21 protein-coding genes and 1 tRNA gene are annotated in these 25,590 nt (G+C 69.4%); 9 read left to right on the plus strand and 13 right to left on the minus strand.

Annotation, left to right across the window (positions count from 1 at the left end; all coding sequences use genetic code 11):
* Positions 1 to 3: 3 nt before the first annotated feature.
* The gene (locus AB4Z18_RS07965) at positions 4 to 603 is read right to left on the minus strand and encodes a histidine phosphatase family protein (protein ID WP_441782146.1); all 600 of its coding nucleotides are present in this window, start codon (positions 601 to 603) and stop codon (positions 4 to 6) included.
* A gap of 43 nt (positions 604 to 646) precedes the next feature.
* Positions 647 to 1,492 (minus strand): Sir2 family NAD-dependent protein deacetylase, encoded by an 846-nt coding sequence (locus AB4Z18_RS07970; RefSeq protein ID WP_441782995.1) that lies wholly within the window; start codon positions 1,490 to 1,492, stop codon positions 647 to 649.
* A 77-nt stretch (positions 1,493 to 1,569) separates the two neighbouring features.
* Between AB4Z18_RS07970 and AB4Z18_RS07975 the strand changes: the two genes are divergently transcribed.
* Both AB4Z18_RS07975 and AB4Z18_RS07980 read left to right on the plus strand, forming a co-directional pair.
* The gene (locus tag AB4Z18_RS07975) at positions 1,570 to 2,394 is read left to right on the plus strand and encodes a TrmH family RNA methyltransferase (protein WP_441782147.1); all 825 of its coding nucleotides are present in this window, start codon (positions 1,570 to 1,572) and stop codon (positions 2,392 to 2,394) included.
* Between the two features lie 20 nt (positions 2,395 to 2,414).
* Positions 2,415 to 3,671 carry a D-alanyl-D-alanine carboxypeptidase family protein gene (locus tag AB4Z18_RS07980; protein WP_441782148.1) on the plus strand — a complete coding sequence of 419 codons (1,257 nt, stop codon included), beginning with the start codon at positions 2,415 to 2,417 and terminating at the stop codon, positions 3,669 to 3,671.
* Positions 3,672 to 3,739: 68 nt separating this feature from the next.
* Here the strand turns inward: AB4Z18_RS07980 and AB4Z18_RS07985 are convergent, their stop codons facing one another.
* Complete coding sequence (locus tag AB4Z18_RS07985; protein WP_441782149.1) at positions 3,740 to 4,528, minus strand: SGNH/GDSL hydrolase family protein; 789 nt, start codon at positions 4,526 to 4,528, stop codon at positions 3,740 to 3,742.
* Positions 4,529 to 4,643: 115 nt separating this feature from the next.
* On the opposite strand from AB4Z18_RS07985, the gene AB4Z18_RS07990 reads away from it, so the two are divergent.
* The 3 genes from AB4Z18_RS07990 to AB4Z18_RS08000 all read left to right on the plus strand — a co-directional run bounded on the left by AB4Z18_RS07990 (position 4,644) and on the right by AB4Z18_RS08000 (position 8,117).
* Positions 4,644 to 6,419, plus strand: coding sequence for a DEAD/DEAH box helicase (locus tag AB4Z18_RS07990; RefSeq protein ID WP_441782996.1), 1,776 nt, complete (start codon positions 4,644 to 4,646; stop codon positions 6,417 to 6,419).
* Between the two features lie 72 nt (positions 6,420 to 6,491).
* A complete protein-coding gene (locus AB4Z18_RS07995) occupies positions 6,492 to 7,232 on the plus strand; it encodes a VIT1/CCC1 transporter family protein (protein ID WP_441782150.1) in 741 nt (246 codons plus the stop codon).
* 48 nt (positions 7,233 to 7,280) lie between these two features.
* On the plus strand, positions 7,281 to 8,117 hold the full coding sequence (locus tag AB4Z18_RS08000) for an AMP nucleosidase (protein ID WP_441782151.1): 837 nt from the start codon (positions 7,281 to 7,283) through the stop codon (positions 8,115 to 8,117).
* 14 nt (positions 8,118 to 8,131) lie between these two features.
* Here AB4Z18_RS08000 and AB4Z18_RS08005 read toward each other — a convergent pair whose 3' ends face one another.
* The 6 genes from AB4Z18_RS08005 to AB4Z18_RS08030 form a co-directional block, all read right to left on the minus strand.
* Positions 8,132 to 11,521 carry an error-prone DNA polymerase gene (locus tag AB4Z18_RS08005; RefSeq protein ID WP_441782152.1) on the minus strand — a complete coding sequence of 1,130 codons (3,390 nt, stop codon included), beginning with the start codon at positions 11,519 to 11,521 and terminating at the stop codon, positions 8,132 to 8,134.
* Between the two features lie 33 nt (positions 11,522 to 11,554).
* On the minus strand, positions 11,555 to 13,123 hold the full coding sequence (locus AB4Z18_RS08010; protein WP_441782153.1) for a DNA polymerase Y family protein: 1,569 nt from the start codon (positions 13,121 to 13,123) through the stop codon (positions 11,555 to 11,557).
* On the minus strand, positions 13,124 to 13,816 hold the full coding sequence (locus tag AB4Z18_RS08015; RefSeq protein ID WP_441782154.1) for a hypothetical protein: 693 nt from the start codon (positions 13,814 to 13,816) through the stop codon (positions 13,124 to 13,126). It abuts the gene before it with no gap.
* Between the two features lie 67 nt (positions 13,817 to 13,883).
* Positions 13,884 to 14,726, minus strand: a complete 843-nt coding sequence (locus AB4Z18_RS08020) for a DUF3097 domain-containing protein (protein ID WP_441782155.1) — start codon at positions 14,724 to 14,726, stop codon at positions 13,884 to 13,886.
* Between the two features lie 78 nt (positions 14,727 to 14,804).
* Entirely contained in the window at positions 14,805 to 15,095 is a 291-nt protein-coding gene (locus tag AB4Z18_RS08025; protein ID WP_441782156.1) for a DUF6504 family protein, read from the minus strand.
* 75 nt (positions 15,096 to 15,170) lie between these two features.
* Positions 15,171 to 18,155, minus strand: coding sequence for a DUF7927 domain-containing protein (locus AB4Z18_RS08030; RefSeq protein ID WP_441782157.1), 2,985 nt, complete (start codon positions 18,153 to 18,155; stop codon positions 15,171 to 15,173).
* A 191-nt stretch (positions 18,156 to 18,346) separates the two neighbouring features.
* Here AB4Z18_RS08030 and AB4Z18_RS08035 point away from each other — a divergent pair, with 191 nt between their 5' ends.
* Positions 18,347 to 18,889: a DUF1707 SHOCT-like domain-containing protein gene (locus AB4Z18_RS08035; protein WP_441782158.1), complete on the plus strand. Its 543-nt coding sequence runs from the start codon at positions 18,347 to 18,349 to the stop codon at positions 18,887 to 18,889.
* Between the two features lie 49 nt (positions 18,890 to 18,938).
* Here the strand turns inward: AB4Z18_RS08035 and AB4Z18_RS08040 are convergent, their stop codons facing one another.
* The 3 genes from AB4Z18_RS08040 to AB4Z18_RS08050 form a co-directional block, all read right to left on the minus strand.
* A complete protein-coding gene (locus AB4Z18_RS08040; RefSeq protein ID WP_441782159.1) occupies positions 18,939 to 20,027 on the minus strand; it encodes a VIT1/CCC1 transporter family protein in 1,089 nt (362 codons plus the stop codon).
* A 10-nt stretch (positions 20,028 to 20,037) separates the two neighbouring features.
* Positions 20,038 to 21,039 (minus strand): helix-turn-helix transcriptional regulator, encoded by a 1,002-nt coding sequence (locus tag AB4Z18_RS08045; RefSeq protein WP_441782160.1) that lies wholly within the window; start codon positions 21,037 to 21,039, stop codon positions 20,038 to 20,040.
* Between the two features lie 61 nt (positions 21,040 to 21,100).
* On the minus strand, positions 21,101 to 22,051 hold the full coding sequence (locus tag AB4Z18_RS08050; RefSeq protein ID WP_441782161.1) for a cation diffusion facilitator family transporter: 951 nt from the start codon (positions 22,049 to 22,051) through the stop codon (positions 21,101 to 21,103).
* A gap of 84 nt (positions 22,052 to 22,135) precedes the next feature.
* Here AB4Z18_RS08050 and AB4Z18_RS08055 point away from each other — a divergent pair, with 84 nt between their 5' ends.
* Positions 22,136 to 23,059: a hypothetical protein gene (locus AB4Z18_RS08055; protein ID WP_441782162.1), complete on the plus strand. Its 924-nt coding sequence runs from the start codon at positions 22,136 to 22,138 to the stop codon at positions 23,057 to 23,059.
* 80 nt (positions 23,060 to 23,139) lie between these two features.
* Here the strand turns inward: AB4Z18_RS08055 and AB4Z18_RS08060 are convergent.
* Positions 23,140 to 23,224, minus strand: a tRNA-Leu gene (locus AB4Z18_RS08060).
* Between the two features lie 133 nt (positions 23,225 to 23,357).
* Here AB4Z18_RS08060 and AB4Z18_RS08065 point away from each other — a divergent pair.
* Positions 23,358 to 24,677 (plus strand): M20/M25/M40 family metallo-hydrolase, encoded by a 1,320-nt coding sequence (locus AB4Z18_RS08065; RefSeq protein ID WP_441782163.1) that lies wholly within the window; start codon positions 23,358 to 23,360, stop codon positions 24,675 to 24,677.
* Positions 24,678 to 24,714: 37 nt separating this feature from the next.
* On the plus strand, positions 24,715 to 25,578 hold the full coding sequence (locus tag AB4Z18_RS08070; protein ID WP_441782164.1) for an undecaprenyl-diphosphate phosphatase: 864 nt from the start codon (positions 24,715 to 24,717) through the stop codon (positions 25,576 to 25,578).
* Positions 25,579 to 25,590 lie beyond the last annotated feature (12 nt).

The raw sequence follows: 25,590 nt of genomic DNA on the forward strand, positions 1-25,590 counted from the left end.
GCGTCACATGACGGAGGCGGTGAACAGGTCGCGGTCCTCCGGGCCGAGGTTGAAGCGGTCGAGCGTGAGGTCGCCGTCGAGGTACCGGAAGCGGTGCACGGAGCCGTTCGGGATGAGTTCGCCCGGGCCCGGCAGCGCGTGGTCGGTGACGTGCCGTACGAGCGACGAGATGACGCCGCCATGGCTGACCACGATCACGTTCTCGCCGGGATGCTGTTCGCCGAGCTCCCGCAGCGCGGGCAGCGCCCGGGCGACCACCTGGTCGCGCGTCTCGCGGCCGGGAACCGGGGTTCCATCCGGCCAGCGGGCGAGGATCTGCTCGCCGGTGAGGCCCTCCGCCTCGCCGTACTGACGCTCGGCCACCGCGGCCAGGCGACCCGGCTCACCGAGGCCGACGTGGTCGGCGATGATGCGCGCCGTATCGAGTGCGCGCGACAGCGGGCTGGCGTAGATGGCGTCGAACCGTCCGCCGGCGAGTGCGCGGCCCGTCGTCTCGGCCTGCGCGCGTCCCGTCGCGTTCAGCGGGATGTCGCTGGATCCCTGGATGCGCTTGGCGAGATTCCAGTCGGTCTGGCCGTGCCGCACCAGCGAGATGAAGGTCACACGCGTCCTTTCGTCGCCGGGACGCAGGTGAGGAGGTCGGTGGTCAGCCCAGCCGCTCGGCGAGCTCGACCAGTGTCTCGGTCGTCCCGCCATCCAGCTTAATGGTCGCGCGCCCGTCGCCCTTCGTCTGGCCGCGGTTGACGATGACGATCGGCAGGCGGCGGCGCCGCGCTTCCTCCAAGAGGCGGATGCCGGAGTTGACCACCAGCGACGACCCGGCGATGACGAGCGCGTCGGCCGAGCGGACCAGAGCGCTCGCTTCCCGGTACTTCTCCGCGGGGACGAACTCGCCGAAGAAGACCACGTCGGGCTTCAGGTGCCCGCCGCAGACCGTGCAGTCGGGAACGACGAAAGCGTCGATGTCGGTCACGATCGCGTCGCCGTCCGGCGCGCTCTCGACGGCTCCCTCGGTGTCGAGCCACGGGTTGGCGGCGTCGATGCGGGCGGTGATCGCCTCGCGGGCGAAGATCTGGCCGCAGATGAGGCACAGCACGCGGTCCATCGCGCCGTGCAGGTCGACGACCTTGCGCGATCCCGCCTGCTTGTGCAGCCCATCCACGTTCTGGGTGATGACGCCGTTGGCCGCGCCCGCGGCTTCGAGGCGAGCGAGAGCGCGGTGGCCGTCGTTGGGATGCGCGGCCGCGAACCGTCGGTAGCCCAGGTGGCTGCCTGCCCAGTAGCGCTTGCGGAAACGGTCGTCGGCAAGGAACTGCTGGAACGTCATCGGCGTGCGCTGAGGAGCGCCCTCGCCGCGGTAGTCCGGGATGCCGGAGTCGGTGGACACGCCCGCGCCGGTCAGCACCGCGAAGCTTCGGCCCTGCAGCAGCTCGACGGTCTGGTCGATGCCGCGGGCGAGCTCCGGCGGAAGCGTCGTCGTCAGCGTGGTCACATCCACCTCCCGATCCTTCTGTGAGTCTAAACACCCCAGTTTTCCGATTTGTTTCGTCGGGCTGGCAATGTTGAGGCATGCTCCTGCGCCGCATCGACGATCTGGAGGCCGACGGCCTCGCCGACTACTCCCGCCTCACCGACGTGGCGCTGCGCCGGGTGACGGAGCCGGCGAGCGGCCTGTACATCGCGGAGTCGACGAAGGTGATCACGCGGGCGCTGGCCGCAGGGCACATCCCGCGCTCCGTGCTGCTGCAGGAGCAGTGGCTGCCCGACGTGGAGCCGCTGCTGGAGCCGTTCCCCGACGTCCCCGTGTTCGTCGGCGACCCGGCCGTGCTCGAACGCCTCACCGGCTACCACCTGCACCGGGGCGCGCTGGCGGCGATGCACCGACCCGAGCTACCCGATCCCGCCGACCTGCTGCGGGATGCGCGGCGCGTGGTGGTGCTGGAGGACATCGTCGACCACACCAATGTCGGCGCGATCTTCCGCGCCGTCGCGGGCCTCGGCGCCGACGCGGTGCTCGTCACGCCGCGCTGCGCGGACCCGCTGTACCGTCGCAGCGTCCGCGTCTCGATGGGCACAGTGCTGCAGGTGCCGTGGACGCGCCTGCCCGAGTGGGATGCGGCGGTGCCGCTGCTGCACGATGCGGGATTCGACATCGCGGCGCTCGCCCTCGCGGAAGACGCGGTCACCCTCGATGCGTATGCCGCCGAGCCGCCGGAGCGCGTCGCGCTGGTGTTCGGCGCAGAAGGGGATGGCCTGAGCAGGCGCGCGCTGGCGGCGGCGGACACGGTGGTGACCATCCCGATGCTGCATGGTGTGGACTCGCTCAACGTCGCGTCCGCTTCGGCCGTCGCACTGTGGGCGTTGCGGGCGCGTTCTCAGCCCTCGCATGACTAGCCCCCGCTAAAATCGTGCCAATGTCCCAGCAAGCCCTCGCCGATCCGCCGCGCCGTCTCTCGCGGAAGGTCTACCGTCGACGCCGGATCGTCGTCTTCGGTCTCGTGATCGCCGTGCTGGTGGCGTTCGTCTACGTCGTCGGATCGCTGGTGGCGCCCGTCCCCGCGACCGCTGCCGCCGTCTCGCACGAGAAGGCGCTCGTGCAGCCCGCCGTGCAGCTGGCGTGGCCCGGATACGGGTCGTCCGCGATCGTCGCGCCCGACTATCCCGGAGCTTCCGCCTCGCACGGCACCGAGGCGAGCGTGCCGATCGCGAGCGTCACGAAGACCATCACCGCCCTCGTCGTGCTTGAGAAGAAGCCGCTGAACGGTGACGAGCAGGGCCCCGACATCGCGTTCACGCAGCGCGATGTCGACATCTGGAACGAGGTCGTCGGCGAGGGAGGCTCCTGGGCGCCGGTCGTCGCCGGTACGTCGTTGACGGAGAAGCAGGCGCTCGAGGCGATGCTGCTGCCGTCCGCCAACAACTACGCGATCTCGCTCACGAACTGGGCGTTCGGCTCGACCAGCGCCTACGTGAAGGCGGCCAACGACTGGCTCGCCCAGAAGGGTTTCACCGGCACCAAGATCGTCACGCCCGACGGCCTCGATCCCGGCAATGTCAGCACGACGAAGGATCTGATCGGGATCGGGAAGCTCGTGCTCGCGTCGCCCGCGCTGACCTCGATCGTCTCCCAGAAGAACGTGAACCTGCCCGGCGCGGGGTCGCAGGACAACACCAACACGCTCCTCGGATTCGAGGGCATGGACGGGATCAAGACGGGCAACACAGACGAAGCCGGCAACTGCCTGCTCTTCTCGGCGCAGGTTCCGATCGGGTCGACGAAGGTCCGGGTCATCGGGGCGGTGCTGGGCGCGCCCACCCATGACGACCTCTGGGCGGGAGTGCAGGCGCTGCTGACCAGCATGAAAGCGGGCTTCCACACCGTCACGGCCGTCGAGAAGGGCCAGGTCTTCGGGACCTACACCACGGCCTGGGGCGCGCGGTCGAAGCTGATCGCCACGGAGACGAAGACGTTCGTGGTGTGGTCGGACACGCCCATCACGGTGGACCTGCAGACGCGTCCACTGTCGTCCGGCTTCACGGGCGACATCCTCGGGCAGGGGACGTTCACCCTGAACGGGAAGACCGCCACGGTTCCGCTCGCGCTGGCGAGCGATGTGCCGGACCCCGGGTTCGGCTGGCGGTTGGCGCACCCGGGCGGTCTCGGGACGTAACGGCCCGGGCACTGGCGGTGCCGCGGCGGTCTGTCGCGGCGGACCGCGCTGGCGGTCTGTGCTGGCGGTCAGTCGCCGCTGATGAGGAACGGGCCCGCCTCGGGGCGCTTCGCCGAGATGTGATCGCCGGACGACTGGTGCCGGATGCGCCGGACCACCCACGGCACCAGGTACGCGCGCGCCCAGGAGAGGTCCTCCGAGCGGGCCTGCCGCCACGTGCGCAGCGGCAGCGGCTCGGGCTCGAGCGGCTGCAGATCGTTCTCGACGTTCAGCGCCGCCAGCACCATGCGGGCGACGGTGTGGTGTCCGAGCGGCGCGAGGTGCAGCCGGTCGGGCGCCCACATCCGCTGATCCTGGATGTCGGTGAGCGCCCACTGGTCGGCCACGATGCAGTCGTAGCGGGCGGCGATGGCGCGGACGTTCTCGTTGTAGATCGCGACCTTGCCGCGGATACCCCGGAACACCGGCGAGAAGCCGACATCGACGCCCGTGAAGACGACGATCGTGGCGCCGTCGACGCTGAGTCGTGAGACCGCCTCGTCGAACAGCAGGGCGATCTGGTCCGGGTCCGTTCCGGGGCGGATCACGTCGTTGCCGCCCGCAGAGAGGGTGATGAGGTCGGGCCGCAGGGCGACCGCCGCATCCACTTGCTCGTCGAGGATCTGCTTGATGAGCTTGCCGCGGACGGCCAGGTTCGCGTACGCGAAGTCGCCCGTCTGCCGGCTGAGCACCTCGGCCACCCGGTCGGCCCAGCCGCGGTGCCCGCCCGGGCTGCCGGGCTCCGGATCGCCGATGCCTTCGGTGAACGAGTCGCCCAGAGCGACGTAGCGGGACCAGGGATGCAGTGCTTCGGCCATTGCTCCATTCTGCATCGGACCGCGGTGTCGGCGGGCTCGGGTAGATTTGATCCAAGTGGAGACCTCAGCATTACCCGAGCCGGACGAGCCTTTCGAGGAGTCCGATCGGCCCGGCGTGCACGCGGGCAGTTTTGCTGCCGAGCATCTCTCGCCCTCCTTCCCGGAGCGCGCCGCGTGGGGGACCGCGGGCAAGCTCCGCGCGTGGCAGGCCGAGGCCCTCGACGCGTACTTCGTGAATGAACCGCGCGACTTCCTGGCCGCGGCGACCCCGGGTGCCGGCAAGACGACGTTCGCACTGCGGCTCGCGACCGAGCTGCTCTCGCGGCGGATCGTCGAGCGCGTGACCGTCGTGGCGCCGACGGAGCACCTCAAGCGCCAGTGGGCGGAAGCAGCGGCACGTGTCGGCCTGCACCTCGACCCGGACTTCAAGAACTCGGACGGCCGCTACGCCCGGCACTACCGCGGCGTCGCGGTGACCTACGCGCAGGTGGCGATGCGGCCGAGCCTGCACAAGGACATCACCGAGTCGTACAAGACCCTGGTGATCCTCGACGAGGTGCACCACGGCGGCGACGCGCTCAGCTGGGGTGACGGCATCCGGGATGCGTTCGAGCGGGCGACCCGCCGACTCTCGCTCACCGGGACGCCGTTCCGCTCCGACACGGCACCCATCCCGTTCGTGACCTACCTGCCCGACCGGCAGGGCATCCGGACCTCGCTCACCGACTACAACTACGGCTACGGCCGGGCCCTGGAGGACGGCGTCGTTCGTCCCGTGATCTTCATGGTCTACGCCGGCCACATGCGGTGGCGCACCAAGACCGGCGACGAGATGGAGGCGCGCCTCGGCGAGGGCAACACGAAGGACATCACGGCGCAGGCGTGGCGCACGGCCCTGGATCCGCGCGGCGAGTGGATCCCGTCCGTGCTGGCGGCGGCGGATCGCCGGCTGACCGAGGTGCGCAACTCCATCCCGGATGCGGGCGGCCTCGTCATCGCTACCGACCACTACGGCGCGCGCGCCTACGCGGACCTGCTGCAGCAGATCAGCGGCGAGCCGGTAACCGTCGTGCTGTCAGACGAGAAGGAGGCCAGCGACCGCATCGAGGCGTTCTCGAAGGGCGACTCGCGGTGGATGGTGGCGGTGCGGATGGTCTCGGAAGGCGTGGACGTGCCCCGGCTGGCAGTCGGCGTGTACGCGACCAGCGCATCCACGCCGCTGTTCTTCGCGCAGGCGATCGGTCGCTTCGTGCGCGCGCGCCGGCGCGGAGAGACGGCGTCGGTATTCCTGCCGAACGTGCCGACGCTGATGGCGCTGGCCAACGCGCTGGAGCTGGAACGCGACCACGCGCTCGATCGGGTGGTCGAGGAGAATGCCGAGGGCGACCTCTGGAACCCCGAAGATGCGATGGTCGCCGAGGCGAACCGCGAGGAGCGGGCGTCGGAGGGGCTCACCGAGGAGTTCGCGTTCGAGGCACTCGGGTCGGAGGCGAACTTCGACCGCGTGCTGTACGACGGCAAGGAGTTCGGCGGATTCGCCGTGCCCGGTAGCGATGAGGAGCTCGACTTCATCGGCCTTCCCGGCATCCTCGAACCGGAGCAGGTGCACGAGCTGCTGCAGCAACGGCAGCAGCGGCAGGCGCGGCGGCACTCGTCGCGGCCCGCAACAGCCGAAGGCCATGCACCTGCGCCGCTGCACCGGACGCTGAAGGAGCAGCGGCAGCTGCTCAACAGCCTCGTCGGGTTGTACGCGAAGAAGTCCGGGGAGCCGCACGGGCTCGTGCACGCCGAGTTGCGACGCGCGTGCGGCGGTCCGGCCGTCGCCCAGGCGAGCGTGACACAGCTGCAGGCGCGCATCGACTTCCTGCGGAAGCGGCTCGGGAGTCACTAGCCGGGCCCCGGCAGAGTTGAGGTTCGCCGAACCTTCATGGCGCCGGGATGCGATGCTTCCTAGGCTGAGCGCATGAGCGAGACGACAGGGATCGGCGGGGCCGACCCGCAACCGCATCCGGACGAACCCCACCGCGCCGGGCTCGCGCAGCGACTGAACTGGCTGCGCGCGGGCGTACTCGGCGCGAACGACGGGATCGTCTCGGTCGCCGCCGTCGTGGTCGGTGTTGCAGGGGCGACCAGCTCTGTGCCGGCGCTCGTGACCGCGGGCCTCGCGGCGCTCGTGGGTGGTGCGATCTCCATGGCGCTGGGGGAGTACGTGTCGGTGAGCAGCCAGCGGGACAGCGAACGGTCGCTGATCGCGAAGGAACGCCGTGAACTGGCGGAGATGCCGGAGGAGGAGCTGGAGGAGCTGACCGGCCTGTACGAGCAGCGCGGGCTCTCGCCGGCGACCGCTCGCCAGGTCGCCGTTGAGCTGACGGCGCACGACGCGCTCGCGGCGCACCTTTCGGCGGAGCTCGGCATCGACCAGGACGACGTGGTCAGTCCCTGGCACGCGGCTCTGGCATCCGCCGTGGCGTTCACGTGCGGTGCGGTGCTGCCGATGCTGACCATCCTGCTGCCGCCGGAGCTGAGAGTTCCGGTCACGTTCGTCGCGGTGCTCATCGCGTTGGCGATCACCGGATACGTTGCGGCGTGGATCGGGGGCAGCTCTCGCGGACGTGCCATGGTACGAGTGGTGGTGGGTGGCGCACTGGCGCTGGCCGCGACGTTCCTGGTGGGCACGCTGCTCGGCACGGGCGTCGCGGGGTAGCGACGGCCGCGCCGCCGCCGGATCGGGCACGACGAAGGGACACGACGCATGGTGGATGCGGAGAACACGGTCGACACGGCCCCGGAGGTCCCCCCGGAGGCGTCGCTGAGGGACAAGGCGGCGATCGTCCACGACTGGCTGCCGCGCTACACCGGCACGCCGCTCGAGGAGTTCGGCGAGTACGTGCTGCTCACGAACTTCGGCGACTACGTCGAGCGGTTCGCCGAGTGGTACGGCACAGAGGTACGTGGCCGGGACCGGTCGATGCCGAACGCGACCGCCGACGGCATCACGATGGTCGACTTCGGGATGGGGAGTCCGAACGCCGCGACGATCATGGACCTGCTCTCGGCCGTGTGTCCGAAGGCTGTGCTGTTCCTGGGCAAGTGCGGCGGGGTCAAGCGCAAGAGCCGGCTCGGTGACCTGGTGCTGCCGATCGCGGCGATCCGTGGGGAGGGCACGTCGAACGACTATCTGCCGCCTGAGGTGCCCGCGCTGCCGGCGTTCCAACTGCAGCGGGCCGTGTCCTCCACCATCCGTGACGTCAAGCAGGACTACTGGACCGGCACGGTCTACACGACCAACCGCCGGGTGTGGGAGCACGACGAGACGTTCAAGGAGTACCTGCGGCGTACCCGGTGCATGGCGGTCGATATGGAGACGGCGACGGTCTTCGCCGCGGGCTTCGCCAACCGCATCCCGAGCGGCGCGCTGCTTCTCGTGTCGGATCAGCCGATGACGCCGGAGGGTGTGAAGACGGCCGAGAGCGATCGCGGGGTGACGCGGGACTTCGTGGAGCAGCACATCCGGATCGGCGTGGAGGCGTTGCGGCTGGTGCGCCGCAACGGCCGCAGTGTCCGGCATCTGCGCTTCGAGGACGACTGACCCGGCACGGCGGCTCATCGGAAGTCGCGGGAGACGGTGCGGATGCCGGTGTCGAGCGCTTCGAGCCGGTCGGCCACCACGTTGACGACGCCCTCCTCGCTGCGCTCAAGGATGCCACGGACGATCATCGCGGGCGCCTGGCGGGCGACCCGGCGGTAGCGGTTCCAGACTCCGACTGGACACACCACGTTGACCATGCCGGTCTCGTCTTCGATGTTGAGGAACGTCACTCCCGCCGCCGTCGCCGGACGCTGCCGGTGCGTGACCACCCCGCCCACCTCGATGCGGCGTCCGGACTCGCCGGCGGCCAGCGTGTCGGCCGGGCGCACGCCGCGCGCCGCGAGCGCCGGGCGGAGGAACCGGATCGGGTGGTCGTCGGTCGAGATGCCGGTCGACCATAGGTCGCTGGCGAGCTGCTCGGCGGGGGAGAGCATCGGCAGCAGGGGCGGCTGCACGGTGATCGCCGTTCCCGCGAGGAATTCGGGGCGCTCCTGGGCGGCGTTGCCGGCCTCCCAGATGGCCTGACGGCGGCTCAGGTCGAAGCCCTCGAACGCACCGGCTGCGGCGAGCGCCTCCAGCTGGCCGGTGTTGAGGCCGGTGCGGCGGGCGAGGTCGCCGAGGTCGCGGAAGGGCCCGAACGCCTCCCGCTCGGCGACGATCCGCTCCGCGAGCTTCTCGCCGATGGAGGTGACGCCCGCGAGCCCCAGCCGTACGGCGTGACCGGCGTCGCGGCGGTGGGCGGCGAAGTCGAGCGGGACGGCGGGGTCGAACGTGGGGATCGCGGGCTGCTCGGTCTCCAGGCACGGGTCGGTTCCGGTGGGGCCGGGCCGGGCCTCATCCAACGGCTCCAGCAGCGGGAACACTCCGGATCGTTGGATGTCCGGCCGGTGCACCACCACGCCGTGGCGTCTCGCGTCGGCGGTCAGCGTGCGAGGTGAGTAAAACCCCATGGGCTGTGCGCGCAGCAGGGCGGCGAGGAACGCGCCGGGGTAGTGCAGCTTCATCCACGAGCTGACGTACACCAGCAAGGCGAAGCTGATCGCGTGGCTTTCGGCGAAGCCGAAGTTCGCGAACGCCTCGATCTTCGCGTAGATGGCGTCGGCGTCGTCCCCGGTGATGCCGTTGTGCGCCATCCCGTCGTAGAGCTTGGCCTTGAGCGCTTCGATCTTCTCCACCCCGCGCTTGGAGCCCATGGCGCGCCGGAGCAGGTCGGCGTCCTCCGCGGTGCAGTCGCCGACGGCCACCGCCATCTGCATCAGCTGCTCCTGGAACAGCGGGACGCCCATCGTCCGCTCCAGCACCGGAACGAGTGACGGATGCAGGTAGGTGACCGGCTCCTTCCCGGTCTTGCGGCGGATGTACGGGTGCACCGCACCGCCCTGGATGGGGCCGGGCCGGATGAGCGCGATCTCGATCACGAGGTCGTAGAAGCTGCGCGGCTGCAGCCGCGGCAGTGTGCCGATCTGTGCCCGGCTCTCCACCTGAAACACACCGATCGAGTCGGCACGGCAGAGCATGTCGTACACGCCCTGCTCTTCTTTCGGGATGCTGTCGAGCGTCCACCGCTCGCCGAGCGACGCCTCGATGGTGCGCATCGAGTAGTCGAGCGCCGACAGCATTCCGAGGCCGAGCAGGTCGAACTTCACCAGGCCCATCCAGGCGCAGTCGTCTTTGTCCCACTGCAGCACCGTGCGGTTCTCCATACGGGCGTGCTCGATCGGGCACACCTCGCCGACAGGCCGGTCGGTGAGAACCATGCCGCCCGAGTGGATGCCGAGGTGCCGGGGGAACTTCAGCACCTGCTGCGCCAGCCCGACCACGTCGTCCGGGATGTCGTGGTCGTCGCTGGTCTGGACGCTGCCCCACGAGTCGATCTGCTTGCTCCAGGCGTCCTGCTGGCCGGTCGAATAACCGAGCGCTTTCGCCATGTCGCGCACCGCGTTCTTGGGCCGGTAGGTGATGACGTTGGCGACCTGCGCCGCGTTGTGCCTGCCGTACTTGCGGTAGACGTACTGGATGACCTCCTCGCGGCGGTCGGAGTCGAAGTCGACGTCGATGTCGGGTTCCTCTTCGCGCATGCTGGAGAGGAAGCGCTCGAAGGGCAGGCCGTACTTGATGGAGTCGACCGCGGTGATGCCGAGCAGGTAGCAGACCGCCGAGTTGGCAGCCGATCCGCGGCCCTGGCAGAGGATGCCCTGACTGCGGGCGTACTGGACGATGTCGTGGACGATGAGGAAGTAGCCGGGGAAGTCTTTCGCCTCGATCACATCCAGTTCGCGCTCGATGCGCTCCCGCTTGGCGGGGGTGCGGTCGAGGTCGGGGTAGCGTTCGGCGGCGCCGCGCCAGGTGAGCTCGCGGAGCCAGCTCATCGGGGTGTGGCCTTCCGGCACCTCCTGTTTCGGGAGTCGTGGACGCGCGCTGCGGAGGCGGAACGACAGGTCGTCGGCGATCTCGACCGTGCGCTCGACCGCACCGGGGTAGCGCGAGAAGCGCCTGCTCATCTCTGCGCCGCTGCGCAGGTGGGCGGCGCCCGCGGCGGGCAGCCAGCCGTCGAGCTCGTCGAGGCTGCGCCGGGCGCGGACGGCGGCGACGGCGGTGGCGAGCGGGTACTGCGCCGGACTCGCGTAGTGGACGTTGTTGGTCGCGACCGTGGGGAGCCCGAGCCGGCCGGCGATACGGGTCAGGATGTCGTTGTCCGTCGAGTCGCGCGGCCCGCCCTGGTCGATCAGCTCCACGAGGACGTTGTCGTGGCCGAACAGCTCGGCGAGCCGGGCGACCTCGTGCTCCGCCGCTCGCTCGCCGCGCTCGGCGAGTGCCAGCCGGACGTCGCCTTTGCGGCAGCCGGTCAGCACCATCCACTCGCCGGCCGCCTGCGCGGCGAGCTCGTCGAGGCGGTAGACCGGGCGGCCCTTCTCTTCGCCGGCGAGCTGCCCCGCGGTGATCGCGGCGGCGAGCCGGTGGTAGCCCTCCTGGCGGCGGGCGAGCACCACCAGGTGGCTGCCTTCCGGGTCGGGCTCGCCGTTCTGCGGCTTGGTGAGCGAGAGGGACAGCTCGGCGCCGAACACGGTCTTCACCCGGTCGTACGCCTCGGCCGCCTCCGCCAGGTGCACGACGCCGTACATGCCGTCATGGTCGGTGAGGGCGAGCGCGTGCAGATTCAGCCGGGTGGCCTCCTCCAGCAGTTCCTCGGGGGAGGAGGACCCGTCGAGGAAGCTGAAGTTGCTGTGCGCGTGCAACTCGGCGTAGGGGACGGCCTCGCCTTCGGGAATCTCCGGGATGGGCTGCGGCACGTACTTCTGCCGCTTGCGCGACGATGGCCGCTCGTCCGGCTGTTGTCCGGTGCGCCGCCCGGAGAGCCGGCGCTCGAACTCGGCCCACGGGATCGGTGGGTTGTTCCATCCCATCAGCGCCACCTCGCCGTCGGGGAACCGCTGCGGTCAGTCATAACGCGCCTCGGCGAACCAGCCGGAACCGGCCAGCGACAGCAGCCACGCGGTCCCGTCGGCGTCGACCAGCTGGAAACGGTGCATCGCCCGGGTGAGCGAGGCATCCCACCAGCGCTCCCGGACCGGCCACGGACCCGCCCAGGAGTCGACCGGTCGTGCGTCGCGCGCCTGACCGGTGGGGGAGAAGCGGGCGATCGGCGCGGTCACATCGCCCCGGTCGGTCACCTCGACGGAGGCGCCGTCCTCCGTCAGCACGGCGACGGGACGGGGAACCTCGAACACGGTCGACGGTGCGGGCGCGGGCAGCGACCCCGGCCACGGCCGGTCGGCACGCGCGACGCCCACCGGACGGTCACCCCAGGGCACCAGCACCTGCCGCTCACCGGGCGCCCGGCCGCCGCCGATCGTGGCCGTGACCACCGCCTCATGCCCGAGCATGCTCTGCACGCGGGTGAGGCCGTGGTGGATGCGCTCGTCGGCGCCGCCACCCCACAGGCCGTCCTCGTGATGGCCGATGTCGTCGACCGCCTCGGGGTCGAGCACCACGCGGGCGATCGGCGAGGCCAGCCCGGAGTCGATCGCCCCTGCCCCCTGGAGCTGCCAGCGCACCCGGTCGACCACGTCGGGCGCCGAGAACAGCCGCGGATGCAGCCAGGTGCGCTCGCTGACCCGGCCGGATTCGTCGGTCACCTCCACCCGCAGCGAGGTGCAGACGAGCCCCGCCTTGGTGAGGCCGGCGACGAACTGCTCCGCGGTGCCGCGGACCGCGAAGGTCACCTGGTCGACACGGTCGAGCGGAGGCTCGAACTCGATGGCCCGGTCGAGCTGCTTGGGCGGGGTGCGCGGCACCACCGCGGTGCCGTCGAGCCCGCTCGCGAGGGTGTGTGCGTGTTCGCCCCGTTCGCCGAACCGCTCCCGCATGTCGGTGCGGGACAGCGCCGCGATGTCTCCGAGTGTGTGCAGCCCGAGCCGGCGGAGCAGCGGGGTCAGCTTGAGGAGGCCGAGCTGGCTGACTGGCAATGGCGCTAGGAAGGCGGGGGAGCCGCCGACCGGGATGACACGCACCCGCGCCCGCCCCGTGGACCGGGCGGCTTGCTCGGCCGCGAAGGGCCCGTCGGCGATGCCGACCCGCGCATCCGTGACCCCCAGCGCCTCCAGACAGCGCAGCAACTCGGCGGCCGCCTCCTCCTCGCTGCCGTAGTAGCGTGCCGGCCCGCGCGCCCGCAGCACGCAGGTGCCGGGGCGAACCGGCTGCACACCGGGCGCGATCTCCTCGATCGCGGCGAGCACCGGCTCGAACGTGCGGGCGTCGAGCAGCGGGTCGTACGGCACCACCTCCAGTTGCGGGCAGCGCGCCTGCGCTTCGCGCATCCGCAGCCCGCGCTTCACGCCGTCGGCGCGGGCGGTGGGCGAGCACGCGAACACCAGGCCCTTCTCGACCAGTGCCAGCGGGAGGTCGGCGGCCAGATCGAGCGCCTGCTGCGCCGCGATGACCGGCCAGTCAGGACACCACAGCACGATCGCGCGGGTGACGACCGGCTCGTGTGCTCCGCGCGCCATCTAGCCCACCGCTTCGAGCCGGGTCGGTGCGGAGACGCGGAAGCTCTCATCGACGGCTGGCAGCCACAGCTCGGCGGTGCGCCGCGGGCCGGACCCGCCGCGCGGAGCTGACTCGACCGTCACCCGGCGCGACGAGAGGTAGCCGTTGCCTGTACCCAGCCCCTCCCAGCCGCTGCGTGCGACCGCGAGGGTCGCCTCCACCTGCGGCCAGTCACCGGCGACGATGAGGGTCGCCTCACGCTGCCGCAGACGGGCGCTGAGCCGGGCAATGTCGCCATCCCTGGCGCGGGAGGGAGGAGCCACGACCACCACACTGAGCACGTCGACCACCGCAGCGGTCACGGTCAGCCAGTCGTCGCCGGGATGCGGAACCAGCACGAGTCGCTCGAGGTCGATGCCGAACCGGCCGGCCGCCTCGGCGCCGAAATCGGGCATACCGACCACGCCGCACCAGGCTCCGGCCGCGCTCGGACCGGCCAGCATGGCCATAAGCAGTGTGGTCGACCCCCGCACCGAGTAGGCGGCGCCGGCCTTCAGCGAACCGCCGGGCAGCAACGGGGAGAGCGCGGGATGCGTCGGAAGCGTGCGGCTCTCGAGCTTGGTTGCCTGCATCTGCCGGATGCGGGTCTGCAACTCGTGCACCTGCGCCCGGTCGGGGACCGGTGCGTCGAGGTGGGGAGCTGCGAGGGACATGCTCCTATTTTCGAACACATGTTCGAATGAAGCAAATAGAATTTCGAGGCTGTGGACAACCGCCCGGTTAGTGCCCCTGCGGCTCCGTGACGAAGTCGATCAGCTGCTCGACCCGGCCGAGCAGTTCCGGCTCAAGGTCGGAATACGACCGTACCTGACCCAGGATGCGCTTCCACGCCCGCGCGATGTCGGCCTGCGTCTCGTGCGGTAGGCCGAGCGCGGCGCAGATCCCGTGCTTCCATGGAACCGACCGGGGGATGGTCGGCCACTCCGCAAGCCCCACCCGGGCCGGCTTCACCGCTTGCCAGATGTCGACGAACGGATGCCCGACCACGAGCACATGAGAACCGTACGGCCCGCGCGCCACCTGCTCGGCGATCCTGCTCTCCTTCGAACCTGCGACGAGATGGTCGACCAGGACGCCGATGCGCCGCCTGCGGTCCGGACGGAACTCCTTCACGATCGCGTCCAGATCGTCGACGCCCTCCAGATACTCGACGACGACCCCTTCGACGCGCAGATCGTCGCCCCAGACGCGTTCGACGAGCTCGGCGTCGTGTCGGCCTTCGACGAAGATGCGGCTCGCCCGGGCAACCCGTGCCTTCTGCTCGGCTACCGCGAACGAACCCGACGCCGTCCGCGACGGCCCGGAGGGTGCCCGGGATGGCGCGACCAGCCGCACAGGTTCGCCGTCGATCAGGAACGAGCCGGTGAGCGGGAACACGCGCTTCTTACCGAAGTAGTCCTCCAGCTCGATGGTCTGCGCCTCCAGGCGCGTGATCGCGCCGCAGAAGCCCGTAGCAGTCTCCTCGATGACCAGATCCCTGACGGCCTCGACCGTGGGGATCGATTTGCGCCCGGCCTTCCGCCAGTCGGTGGCCAATACATCAGGTCCGTAGCGATCGTCCATCACCCGATGGAGGCTATGCGACCGGATGCCGCAGCCGTGGGTGCCACGCTGCGCCCGCGTCGATCGCGGCTTCCCTGCTCAGTCGAACACCCGCACCAGCCGCCAACTCCGATCGTCGGCGTCGTGCCGGACGTCGAACACGTGCGCGGCGCCCTTCTCGTCCGTGCCTTGAAAACGCCAGCCACCGATCTCGCGAGGCAGGCTCCCGACGGCGTAACAGTGCTCACCGAAGGGCCGCCACCACCCGCAGACCGCAGCCCACACGGTCGGAGTGTCGGAGACGCGGTAGCGAGTGGATCTCCACACCAGCCGCGTGGGGACCCCGTCGTCGGTCGTCCACACGGCGACCGCTTCGTCGATATCGGTCATGATGCTCACCTCGTTCATCGAACGTATGTTCGAATCCGAGTGTAGCCGCGGGCCTCCGACATCGCATCCCGATCATCAGCCGGCCGCGCGGACTCGTCGGAGCAGCTGCCACCCGGCGAGTCCGAGCACTGCGGTCATCAGGCCGCTCCCGGACAGTGTCAGCAGGTCCGTACCCAGACCGCCCGTCAGGGGAATGATCGGAACCGGCAACTGCGTGTTGACGATGTCTGCGAGGGGCACCGTCACGGTTGTCGGGCCGATGGTCACCGCGATCGGCGTCGGATTCAGCACGAACCCCACCGGGGCGCGCGTCTCCACGAGCCGGTAGCTGCCGGGCCCGAGATTCGTCAGGCGGAAAAGGCCGCCGACGGGTTCCGTATCTGCACCCGTGCAGGCGGAGGCCGCTTCGGCCGTGCAGTCGCTCACGACGATGGCGGGGCCCGTGGGCGTGCCCGCGGCATCTACCGGTGTCAGTGTCCACTCGGCACCCGGCAGGATGTTCTTCGCGTCCGTCGCATCCACCTTGTGCCACAGAAGGTCGCTCACCTGCACCGTGATCGTCGTCGTGCAGGCCGGGTCGACCGAACCCTGTGCGCAATTGCTCTGTGGCGAGGTCGAGACCACCGTGTTGACCAGGTGGTGATCGCCAGGGTCGGGGCTGATCACGGTGACGCTGTAGGTGATCGTCGCCGAGGCGCCCGCGGGCAGTGGACCGGACCACGAGAGGATCGGCTGCGCGTAGGTCAGCGTACCGGTGGTGGCGCGCTGGTCGCCGACGAAGACAGCCTCGGTGAGCACATCGGTGAGGTCGTCCACGAACCGGGCGGCGTCATACGCCTGAGTTCCGGTGTTGCGCACGGTGATCGCGTATTCGAGCTTGTCGCCCGGCCTCGCTGTCTGCACCGGCGATGTCTTCTGGATCGCGAGCGAGCACTGCGACGGATCGGCGCGCTCGGCGAACTGCACCGCACCGGTCGAGTTCCCGCCGGGGGCATCGCTCCCGGCGGCGGAGACCGTGACCGCCTTTGCGGTGTTCGACAGCATCCTCGTCGACGATGCGTCGCACGATGCCGGGGGAGCGGTCGTGCGGAAGCACAGCTGAGGCGGGTCGCCCTGCCAACTGATCGAGATCTGCGCCGTCTTGACGCCTGCCGGGTCCCTCACGCCGATGAGCGACACCGTCGCCGAAAGCGAGGTCACCGAGGCAGGGACGGCCGTCAGGCTCAGTGTCGCTCCGGCGGACAGCCGCACGGTGTCGAAGTTCGGTATGACCACGCCGTTCTGATCCCGCAGCGTGACCAGGGCGCTCGTGTACGCGGTGGTGACGGCGCCGAGGAGGCTGAGTTTGTTCCACCCGCGGAACGATCCGGTGCCCGTACCGCAGTAGTAGGCGCCGGCGTCGACCGCGACGGCCTGTGGGCCGGAGTTGGTGCAACTGCCTCCGCTGAGGGCGTTGAAGAACCGGATCTGACCCACGTCACCGGAGGCTACGAGACAGTCGACATCGAGCCCCTCCGCCGACCGCACGGTGTAGTTCTTCGAGTTCGGAACGGTGGTGAACCCCGCACAGGCGGGGACGGTCCCCGTTCCCGAGTACGCGCCGAAGTCGCGGCACATCACCTGGTCGCCATTCGAGAGGTAGACCTTCGCCCCAAGCACGAAGGCGTCGCCGGCGGGCCATCCACCTGCATTGAAGTTGGCGCCCGTGCCGGCGTAGGGGTTAGTGATGACCGTGCCTGCCAGATTCCAGCAGACCGACGACGTTCCAGCCCCGTTGGTGATGGTGCAGACTCCGATGAGGGCTCCCACGGTCGAAAGTACCGGCGCGAAGTTGTTGCCCTGCAATGCCGTGCTGGGAGAGCCGTTCGTCGGCCAGAACGTCGCTCCTGTGCACAGAGCGGATGTCTTGACGTTGTAGCAATACGTCTTCCAGTTACTGGTTGCCGTCTGCTGGATGCTCGCGAAGACGTAGTCTCCGAACGTCGCCGCCGTGAAGAGGTTCGGACTGGTCACGCCAGCGATCAGGCTGGGCACCCCGGTGCACGCTGCGCCCGTCGGGGTGACGCACATGATGGCGGCCGAGCCGTTGTTGGTTGTCGCGCTGTACCGGTTTCCGTCGGAGGAAGGGATGCCGGTGCCACCCACCTGGGGTGAGATGACCGTGTTGCTCACCACCCTGCCGGTGCGGGGAAGGTACCCGCAGCTGATCGGCGTCGGCGGTGAGAGGTCGAGGCAGCCGAGGCCGGCGCTGGACGAGTCGGACGGCCCCGCATACCAGTAGAGCTTGTCGCCCGCGACCCAGGTGCCGTTCGTCTGGGCGGTGCTGCCGGCGAATGTCGTTCCGGTGCCGATCGGAGCGCCGGGCGTGGCGGACCAGTACTGGAGGTTGCTGTCCGTCGGCCAGCCGACGCATGTCGTGCCGTCCAATCGCGCGCAGTACACCACCCTTCCGGACCGGTGGTGGTTGAGGGCGTAGACCTGGGCCTTGTAGACCACGGCGTTGTAGGCATCGCCTCCAGCCATGGTGATGGCGGCAGCCGGCGGAGTCACGAACGGAAGTGAGAGTTGCTGTGTGCCCTGCGGCACAACGGTGCCGGTGAACCCCACCCCGGACGCGCCGGCGGGAGGAGCGCCCGCCGTCCAAGAGGTGCCGCCGTCCGTCGAGTACTGGGGCGACAGGGCACCCACGGGGTTCTGATTCGGAGGCAGTTGCAGTGAGCCGGGGACGTATGTTCCTGCATCGGTCAGGACGTCCGTCAGATTCACGGAAGCGCTCGCCGCGGTGTTGTTCTGATAGCTCGCCGTCCACTTCAGCGTGTCGCCCGGTTTGGCCGTTCCGCTCTTGGCACCGCCGGCGGCATCGGATGAAGCCGCCGTCGATCCGTTGGTCTCGTTGACGCCGCTCTTGAACGTCGTAGACGCCGTGCTCGTGGTGGCATTGGAGTCGTACTGAGGGAGGATTAGCACTGCAGTCAACGCACCGGCCATCGCGCAGGCGACGACGTACGCGATCAGACGCCGGCGTCGTGCCGTGTGTGGACGGGAACCGAAACGGGCCATCGTGAAGCCTTCCCCTTGTGCGGCCGGGTGCCGCTCGCAGCGAGGCCGGTGGCCTCCACCTATGGGGACTCGGTCGGGAGGCGTCTATTACGGGGCCGGGGACCCTATACAGATAACCGATCTAATGCGTATATTGCGTGCCCACGAGCGTCCTCTCGCTGCGGCGCGACCTCGCTGGCATACTGACCTCCATGACCGACATCACGGATCCCTCCGGCGCTTCGCTTCGCCTCAGCAACGACGAGCGGGAGCGTGCCGTCGCCGCCCTGCAGACGTACGCCGCGCAGGGGCGGATCACCGATGCAGAACTGCAGACGCGCTCGACGGCCGCCAGAGCCGCGGTCACGCGAGGAGACCTCGCCCCGCTGTTCTCCGACCTGCCGGGCGGGCTGCATCTCGATGCCCACGGTCCGCAGCCGGGCGCCCAGCCTGCATCCGGAGCGGCCTACCCCGGTCCGCAGAACGCCCAGCAGCCGTACCCACCCCAGCAGCCGTACGCGCAGCCGTACCCGCCGCAGCAGGCCTACGACGGCCGCGGCGGCTCAGGATGGAGTGGACGCGAGCCGTCGAGCCGGTGGGGCCTGCTCGCCGTCTCGATCATCCCGTTCGTGTCACTGATCCTCTTCTTCATCACCGGGGCGGTGTGGGGGTACCAGTTCTCGTGGCTGTGGTTCCTGCTCATCCCGCTGGTCGGCGCCATCGCATACGGGACGGACGGCGGGCGACGGCGCTAGCAGCGCATCCCGCGCAGCCCCCGCATCCCCCGCATCCCGCGCAGCCGACTCAGCCGACGGTGGCGCCGAACAACAGCCCCAAGAGGTAGGTCGCCGCCGCGGCCCCGTAGCCGATCAGCAGCTGCCGCACGGCACGCTTCAGCGGCGACGCCCCCGACAGCAGCCCGACGACCGCGCCTGTCCCCAGCAGGGTGATCCCGACCAGGATGGCCGAGACGATGATCGCGGTCGTGCCGGTGAGCCCGAACAGGAACGGGATGATCGGGATGAACGCGCCCGACGCGAAGAAGCAGAAGCTCGACAGTGCCGCGCTCCACCCGTTTCCGACCGCCTCGTGCTCGTCCTCGAGGCCGGCCGGGGCCACGGGGATGGGCGAGGTCACGGCCTGCAGGCCCGTGAGCACCTCGCGCGCGTGCTCGGAGGCTTCGTCGGGCGACATGCCGCGGGCACGGTAGACCAGCGTCAGTTCGTTCGCGTCCACATCCAGATGGGGAAGTGCCGAGCCGGTCTCCGGGTTGGGGCTGGATGCCTCCAGCAGTTCACGCTGCGACCGCACGGACACGTACTCTCCCGCGGCCATCGAGAGGGCTCCGGCGAGGAGGCCGGAGATGCCGGTGAGGAGGACGATGTGGGTCGCGACGCCGCTGGCGCTGACGCCGAGGACCAGGGCCAGGTTGCTGACGAGGCCGTCGTTCGCGCCGAACACGGCGGCACGAAACGTGCCCGACAGCCGCTGCCGGCCGCGGGAGGCGAGTGCGCGCACGACCTCTTCGTGCACCTGCTCGTCGGCGGCCATCTGCGGGGTCGCGTCGTCGTCGGCCGCGTACGGGGACCGCGCTTCCGCACGCTGGGCCAGCGCGAGGACGAACACCGAGCCGAACCGTCGCGCCAGCCAGCCGAGCATCCGGGTGCGGACATCGCCACGCAGCGGCCTGCCCGCGTGGTCGCCCAGCAGGTCGACCCAGTGCTGTTCGTGCCGGCGTTCGGCCTCGGCCAGGGCGAGCAAAATCTCGCGTTCTTCGCCCTGCCGTCGGCTGGCGAGGTCGCGGTAAACGGAGGCCTCGGCACGTTCGTCGGCGAGGTAGCGGCGCCACCGCCGGATGTCGGCGGGGCTCGGGGTTCGGGCGGCGGTCGTCATCCCCTCCAGTCTAAAGTGCGTTCCCGCCGCTCACCGGCTCGCTGCGCTCGATCCCGAATTCCGCCGCCGACCGGGTGAATCGCTCTCCCCAGTCGGCCGCGGCGACGACGGCCTCCTCCGGCCCGACGATGCGAAAGGGGGCATCGACCGCCGCGAGCCCGAACAGCGCCCATTCGGCGCTGTCGGCCGTGATGTGGACGGCGCTGGTCCCGTCGCCCAGGTCGTCGACCGTCGCCCATCGTCCGAGCCGCTCGAGGACGCGGTCGTGGGGCGCCTCGATGACCGCTTCGACGACCACGGATTCGGAGATCGTGTGCAGGGATTCCCGGACGTACTCCGCGGCATCCTCCGCCGGAAGCGCGCGCGGACGGAAGCGGGTGCCGGTCGGCCGCGGCTCGGCGACGCGGTCGAGCCGGAAGCTCCGCCAATCGAAGCGGGTGAGGTCGTAGGCGACCAGGTACCAGCGCCGTTCGATGGAGACGAGCCGGTGCGGCTCCACGGTGCGCTTGGATGCCTGACCATCGCGCGCGACGTAGGCGAACTCGATCCGCTCCTCGTCGCGGCAGGCTTGTGCGAGGGCGGTCAGGATGCCGGCGTCGGCGGTCGGGCCCGGGCCGAACGTGGTCGACAATGTCGTGGTGCGTAGCGCATCCACCCGGCGGCGCAGCTTGGGCGGCATGACCTGCACGATCTTCGCCAGGGCGCGGACGGACGCTTCGTCCACTCCTGCGATCCCGCTCTGCGCCGCCGTCCTCAGACCGACGGCGAGGGCGACGGCTTCGTCGTCGTCCACGACGAGCGGCGGGAGGGACGCGCCGGCGGCGAGCTGGTACCCGCCCGCGACTCCACGCGTCGCGTCGACGGGGTAGCCGAGGTCGCGCAGCCGCTCGACGTCGCGCCGGAGGGTGCGGGGGGAGACGCCGAGGCGCTCGGAGAGCTCCTGTCCAGGCCAGTAGCGGTGGGTCTGGAGGAGCGAGAGGAGCTGGAGCGCGCGGGAACCTGTGCTGGCCATGTCTCTAGTGTGCACACACTTGTGGACAGAACCTGACCGCTATGGCCGCAATCGTGAGGCCTTACAAGGCGAGGGAGGGATGCAGCGCCTCCGACCCGGGTCGCGACAGCGTGAGCACAGCCTCGGTGACCCATTCCGAACGCTCCAACTCCTCTTCAACGGTCTGCAGATCGGCGGCCACATCCGCCTCCCGATCATTGCCGACCAGGTCGACCGCCGCCACCAGATAGAAGCGTTCAGGTCCGACGTACTCCAGGTGCAGGTACGTGACCTTCTCGACCTCGGGATGCTGCAGCAGCGCCGTGAGGGCGGCCTGCCACGCCCGATCGGAGCCCGGCTGCCCGAGCAGGAAGCGCCGGTTCCGCTCGATCAGCACGACAGCGACGATCGCGAGAAGCACCCCGACCAGGATGGAGCCGAGCGCATCCCAGAACGGGTTGCCGGTCAACTCGTGCAGCAGCACGCCGAAGAAGGCGATCACCAGCCCGATGAGGGCGGCGGAGTCCTCGGCGAAGACCGCCCGCAACGTCGGGTTGGAGGTCGTGAACACGTGCTCGAACGTGCCCGTGCCGGACGACTCGGCCTTCGCGTGCGCCTGCCGGTACGACTGGATGAACGAAATGCCCTCGAAGACGAACGCGGCGGCCAGCACCAGGTACGCGATGAGGTAGTCGGTGTCTTCCTCCCGCGACCCGAGTGCGGACACGCCGTGCATGATCGAGACGACGGCGCCGGCGGTGAACAGCCCGACAGCGGCGAACAGGCTCCACACGTACGCGTCGCGCCCATAGCCTCCGGGATGCGCGTCGTCTCGCGGCTTCACCGCCGAACGCTCGGCTTGGATGAGGAAGATCTCGTTGCCCGCGTCGGCCCAGGAGTGCGCCGCCTCGGCCACGAGCGATGCGGATCCGGTGATCGCCGCGGCGAAGGTCTTCGCAACGGCCACCAGGACGTTCGCGCCGAAGGCGAAGAGCACCGTGAAGAAGCTGGACGAGCGTTTCCTGCGGGCCATGGCGACACCATATCCCCGCCCGGCGACGGGGTGAACGACGGCCACGGCGTGACAACCGGCTTCTAGCGGTCCTAGCCTGCGCACATGACCTTTGTCGTTGGTTTGACCTCTCCTCAGTTTGCGATGCTTGCGGCTGATAGGCGCGTCACAACGATTCATCCCCTCCGACCGACGGAGTTCGCGGATAGGGACACCAAGATCGTGAATCTGAACGGTGAGTACCTACTAGGCTTTGCGGGCCTTGCGAGCATTCGCAGGACAGAGGATGCGAGATTGCGCACGCTGCTGATGGAGGAGTGGATTGTCGACGCGCTAGCGAGTTCCCGACCCGGGGACTACCAAGCATCACTAGCGTCAACCGCGAATTCAGACTTTCCCCTACCGCCTACTCCGCACGCCTTCATCTCTCTCGGCTTTCGGAAGGTTAGCGGTCGGTGGATTCCCAATGCCGTACTGACTTCGAACGCAATAGAGGAGGGCAGGTTCGCGCCCGACTACGTCGACATGCGCTTTGGTTCGATGGTCTTACCAACGCATCGCGACGGTCTCGCTATTTTCGCCGTCGGCGCCGAGAGCCCGGACATCAATGTGATGGAGCGACGCGCTAGTGCTATTGCCCGGTTTGAGGAAGACGCCCAGCAGATCTATGGAGAGCCGCACGCGTCCCCGCGACTTCTGATGGATCGCTTGGCGGATCTTGTCTATGCGGTAAGTGACTTGGGCTCTGGCGAAGTAGGAAAGTCATGCCTCGTATCGATCCTTCCCATCAGGGCCGTCGGCAGCACTGAAGTCAATCTTCTGATGGACAACGAAGCAACCGATGAGATGCTCCACACGTTGCCACTGGCGATCAACTACATCCGCGATTTCAAAGGCATCCGCGCCTCGCGGCTATACCAACCGGCCGTCGTGGCGCAAACGCACAGTGTCATGGGCGTGGTGGGGGCGCCGGGAAGAACTCGGGAGATCGGCCCGCGCGGGTTCGATCTGCCCATCGGTTCGGAGTAGCTCAGGCCCAGCGCAGCCCTCTAGATTCCACCCGGGAAAGCAGAAGGCCCCGGTCGCTATGACCGGGGCCTTACCTTCTGTGTCCGAGGGGGGACTTGAACCCCCACGCCCTATACGGGCACTAGCACCTCAAGCTAGCGCGTCTGCCATTTCCGCCACCCGGACGGGTGAGATCGACGGCCGGATCTCTCCGGCTGCCGAAGAAAGACGATAGCACGGATTCACCGGCCGGGATCACTCGGAGGCACACCCCGGGCGTGGCGGAGCGGGCGTCGGTCGCGGCAGGTAGCGTGGAGGGATGACCGACGAACTCCGCGCGACCGAGCAGGACCTCGACGAGACCGCGATCATCGCGCGTGACCTCATCCGGTTCGACACGACGAACTACGGCGAGGGCCGGTCGAACGGCGAGGCCGATGCCGCGGAGTACGTCGAGGCGAAGCTCGCGGAACTGGGGCTGAGGCCGCAGGTGTTCGAGTCGGATCCCGGCCGCGCGAGCGTCGTCGCACGGGTTGAGGGACGCGATCCCGGCAAGCCCGCACTCGTCGTGCACGGGCACCTGGATGTCGTGCCCGCCGACCCGCGCAACTGGTCGGTCGACCCGTTCGGCGGTGAGATCAAGGACGGCCTGCTCTGGGGCCGCGGCGCCGTCGACATGAAGAACATGGATGCGATGATCCTGACCGCGGTCGGCGACATCCTGAACGCGGGGGAGCGTCCGGCCCGCGACCTCGTGGTGGCCTTCTTCGCCGACGAGGAGGATGGCGGACGTCGTGGCTCGCACCATCTCGTCGACACGCATCCCGAGCTCTTCGCGGGGGCGACCGAAGCGATCAGCGAGGTCGGTGGCTACTCGATCGACCTCGCCGGGCGCCGGGCGTACCTGCTGCAGACGGGGGAGAAGTCCCTGGTCTGGATCAAGCTCATCGCCCGCGGCCGCGCGGCGCACGGTTCGCGGCTGATCCGCGAGAACGCGATCACCCGCCTGGCCGAGGCCGTGGTGGCGCTCGGACGCGAGGACTGGCCCATCCAGCTGACCGCGACGACGACGCGACTGATCGGTGAGCTCGGGCGCCTGCTCGAGGTCGACCCGCAACAGATCGGCCCGGATGAGGTGGTCATCCGCACCGGGACGGCGGCCGGTTTCATCCTCGCCACCCTGCGCACGACGACGAACCCCACGCTGCTCGAGGCCGGCTACAAGCACAACGTCATCCCCGACAGGGCGGAGGCGCTGATCGACATCCGCACGCTTCCCGGCGACGAGGATGCTGTACTCGACCGCGTACGCGAACTGATCGGCGACGACGTCGAGATCCAGATCATGCATCGCGATATCGGGCTCGAGGCGGACTTCGGCGGCAGGCTGGTGGATGCGATCACAGGCACGCTGGAGCAGCACGACCCGGGCGCGCCCGTGCTCCCGTACCTCCTGTCGGGCGGCACCGACAACAAAGCGCTGAGCCTCCTCGGGATCACCGGCTACGGCTTCGCACCCCTCCGGCTGCCCGCCGATCTCGACTTCCCTGGCATGTTCCACGGGGTCGACGAGCGGGTGCCGCTCGACGCGCTAGTGTTCGGTAGGACCGTGCTCCGCGACCTGCTGCGCTCCTACTGACCGCGCGCTCCTCTCGACTCCAGGAACCACAGCCCTTATGGACTTCATCAACGCCCTGATCCTCGGCCTCGTTCAGGGGCTCACCGAGTTCCTCCCGATCTCGTCGTCCGCTCACATCCGCATCGTCGGCGAGCTGCTCGGCACGGGGGCCGACCCCGGTGCACGCTTCACCGCGATCATCCAGCTCGGCACCGAAGCGGCCGTGCTGCTGTACTTCTGGCGCGACATCACCCGCATCATCGCGCAGTGGTTCCGTGCGCTGTTCGGCCGCATCCCGCGCAACGACCCGGACGCCCGGATGGGGTGGCTCGTCATCGTGGGCAGCATCCCGATCGTGGTCCTCGGCATCCTGTTCCAGAACCAGATCGAGACGACATTCCGTTCGCTCTGGATCGTCGCGACGACGCTGATCGTCTTCGGCATCCTGCTCGGGATCGCCGACTGGGTGGGCTCGAAGCGGAAGCGGCTGCGTGACCTCACCTGGGGCGACGGCATCATCTACGGGTTCGCCCAGGCGCTGGCGCTCATCCCGGGCGTGTCCCGCTCCGGCGGCACGATCACTGCAGGGCTCTTCATGGGCTACCAGCGTCGCGCGGCCGCCCGCTACTCGTTCCTGCTCGCGCTGCCCGCGGTGTTCGGCAGCGGCTTCTACCAGCTGTACAAGGCGGTCAAGGAGCCGTGCACCCAGGCTCTCGCGAGTGCTGGAACGTGCACGCCCGAGGTCTTCGGCCCGGTCGAGACGGCGGCCGCGACGGTCGTCGCTTTCGTCGTCGGTCTGCTCGTGATCGCCTTCTTCATGAGCTACATCTCGCGCCGCAGCTTCCTGCCGTTCGTGATCTACCGCATCGCGCTCGGCGTGCTGCTCATGATCCTGCTCGGCACCGGCGTGCTGGCGGCGTGACCCGGATGGTCG

Origin of the sequence: Leifsonia sp. 2TAF2, from assembly GCF_052115085.1 — a bacterium.
GTDB lineage: Bacteria > Actinomycetota > Actinomycetes > Actinomycetales > Microbacteriaceae > Leifsonia.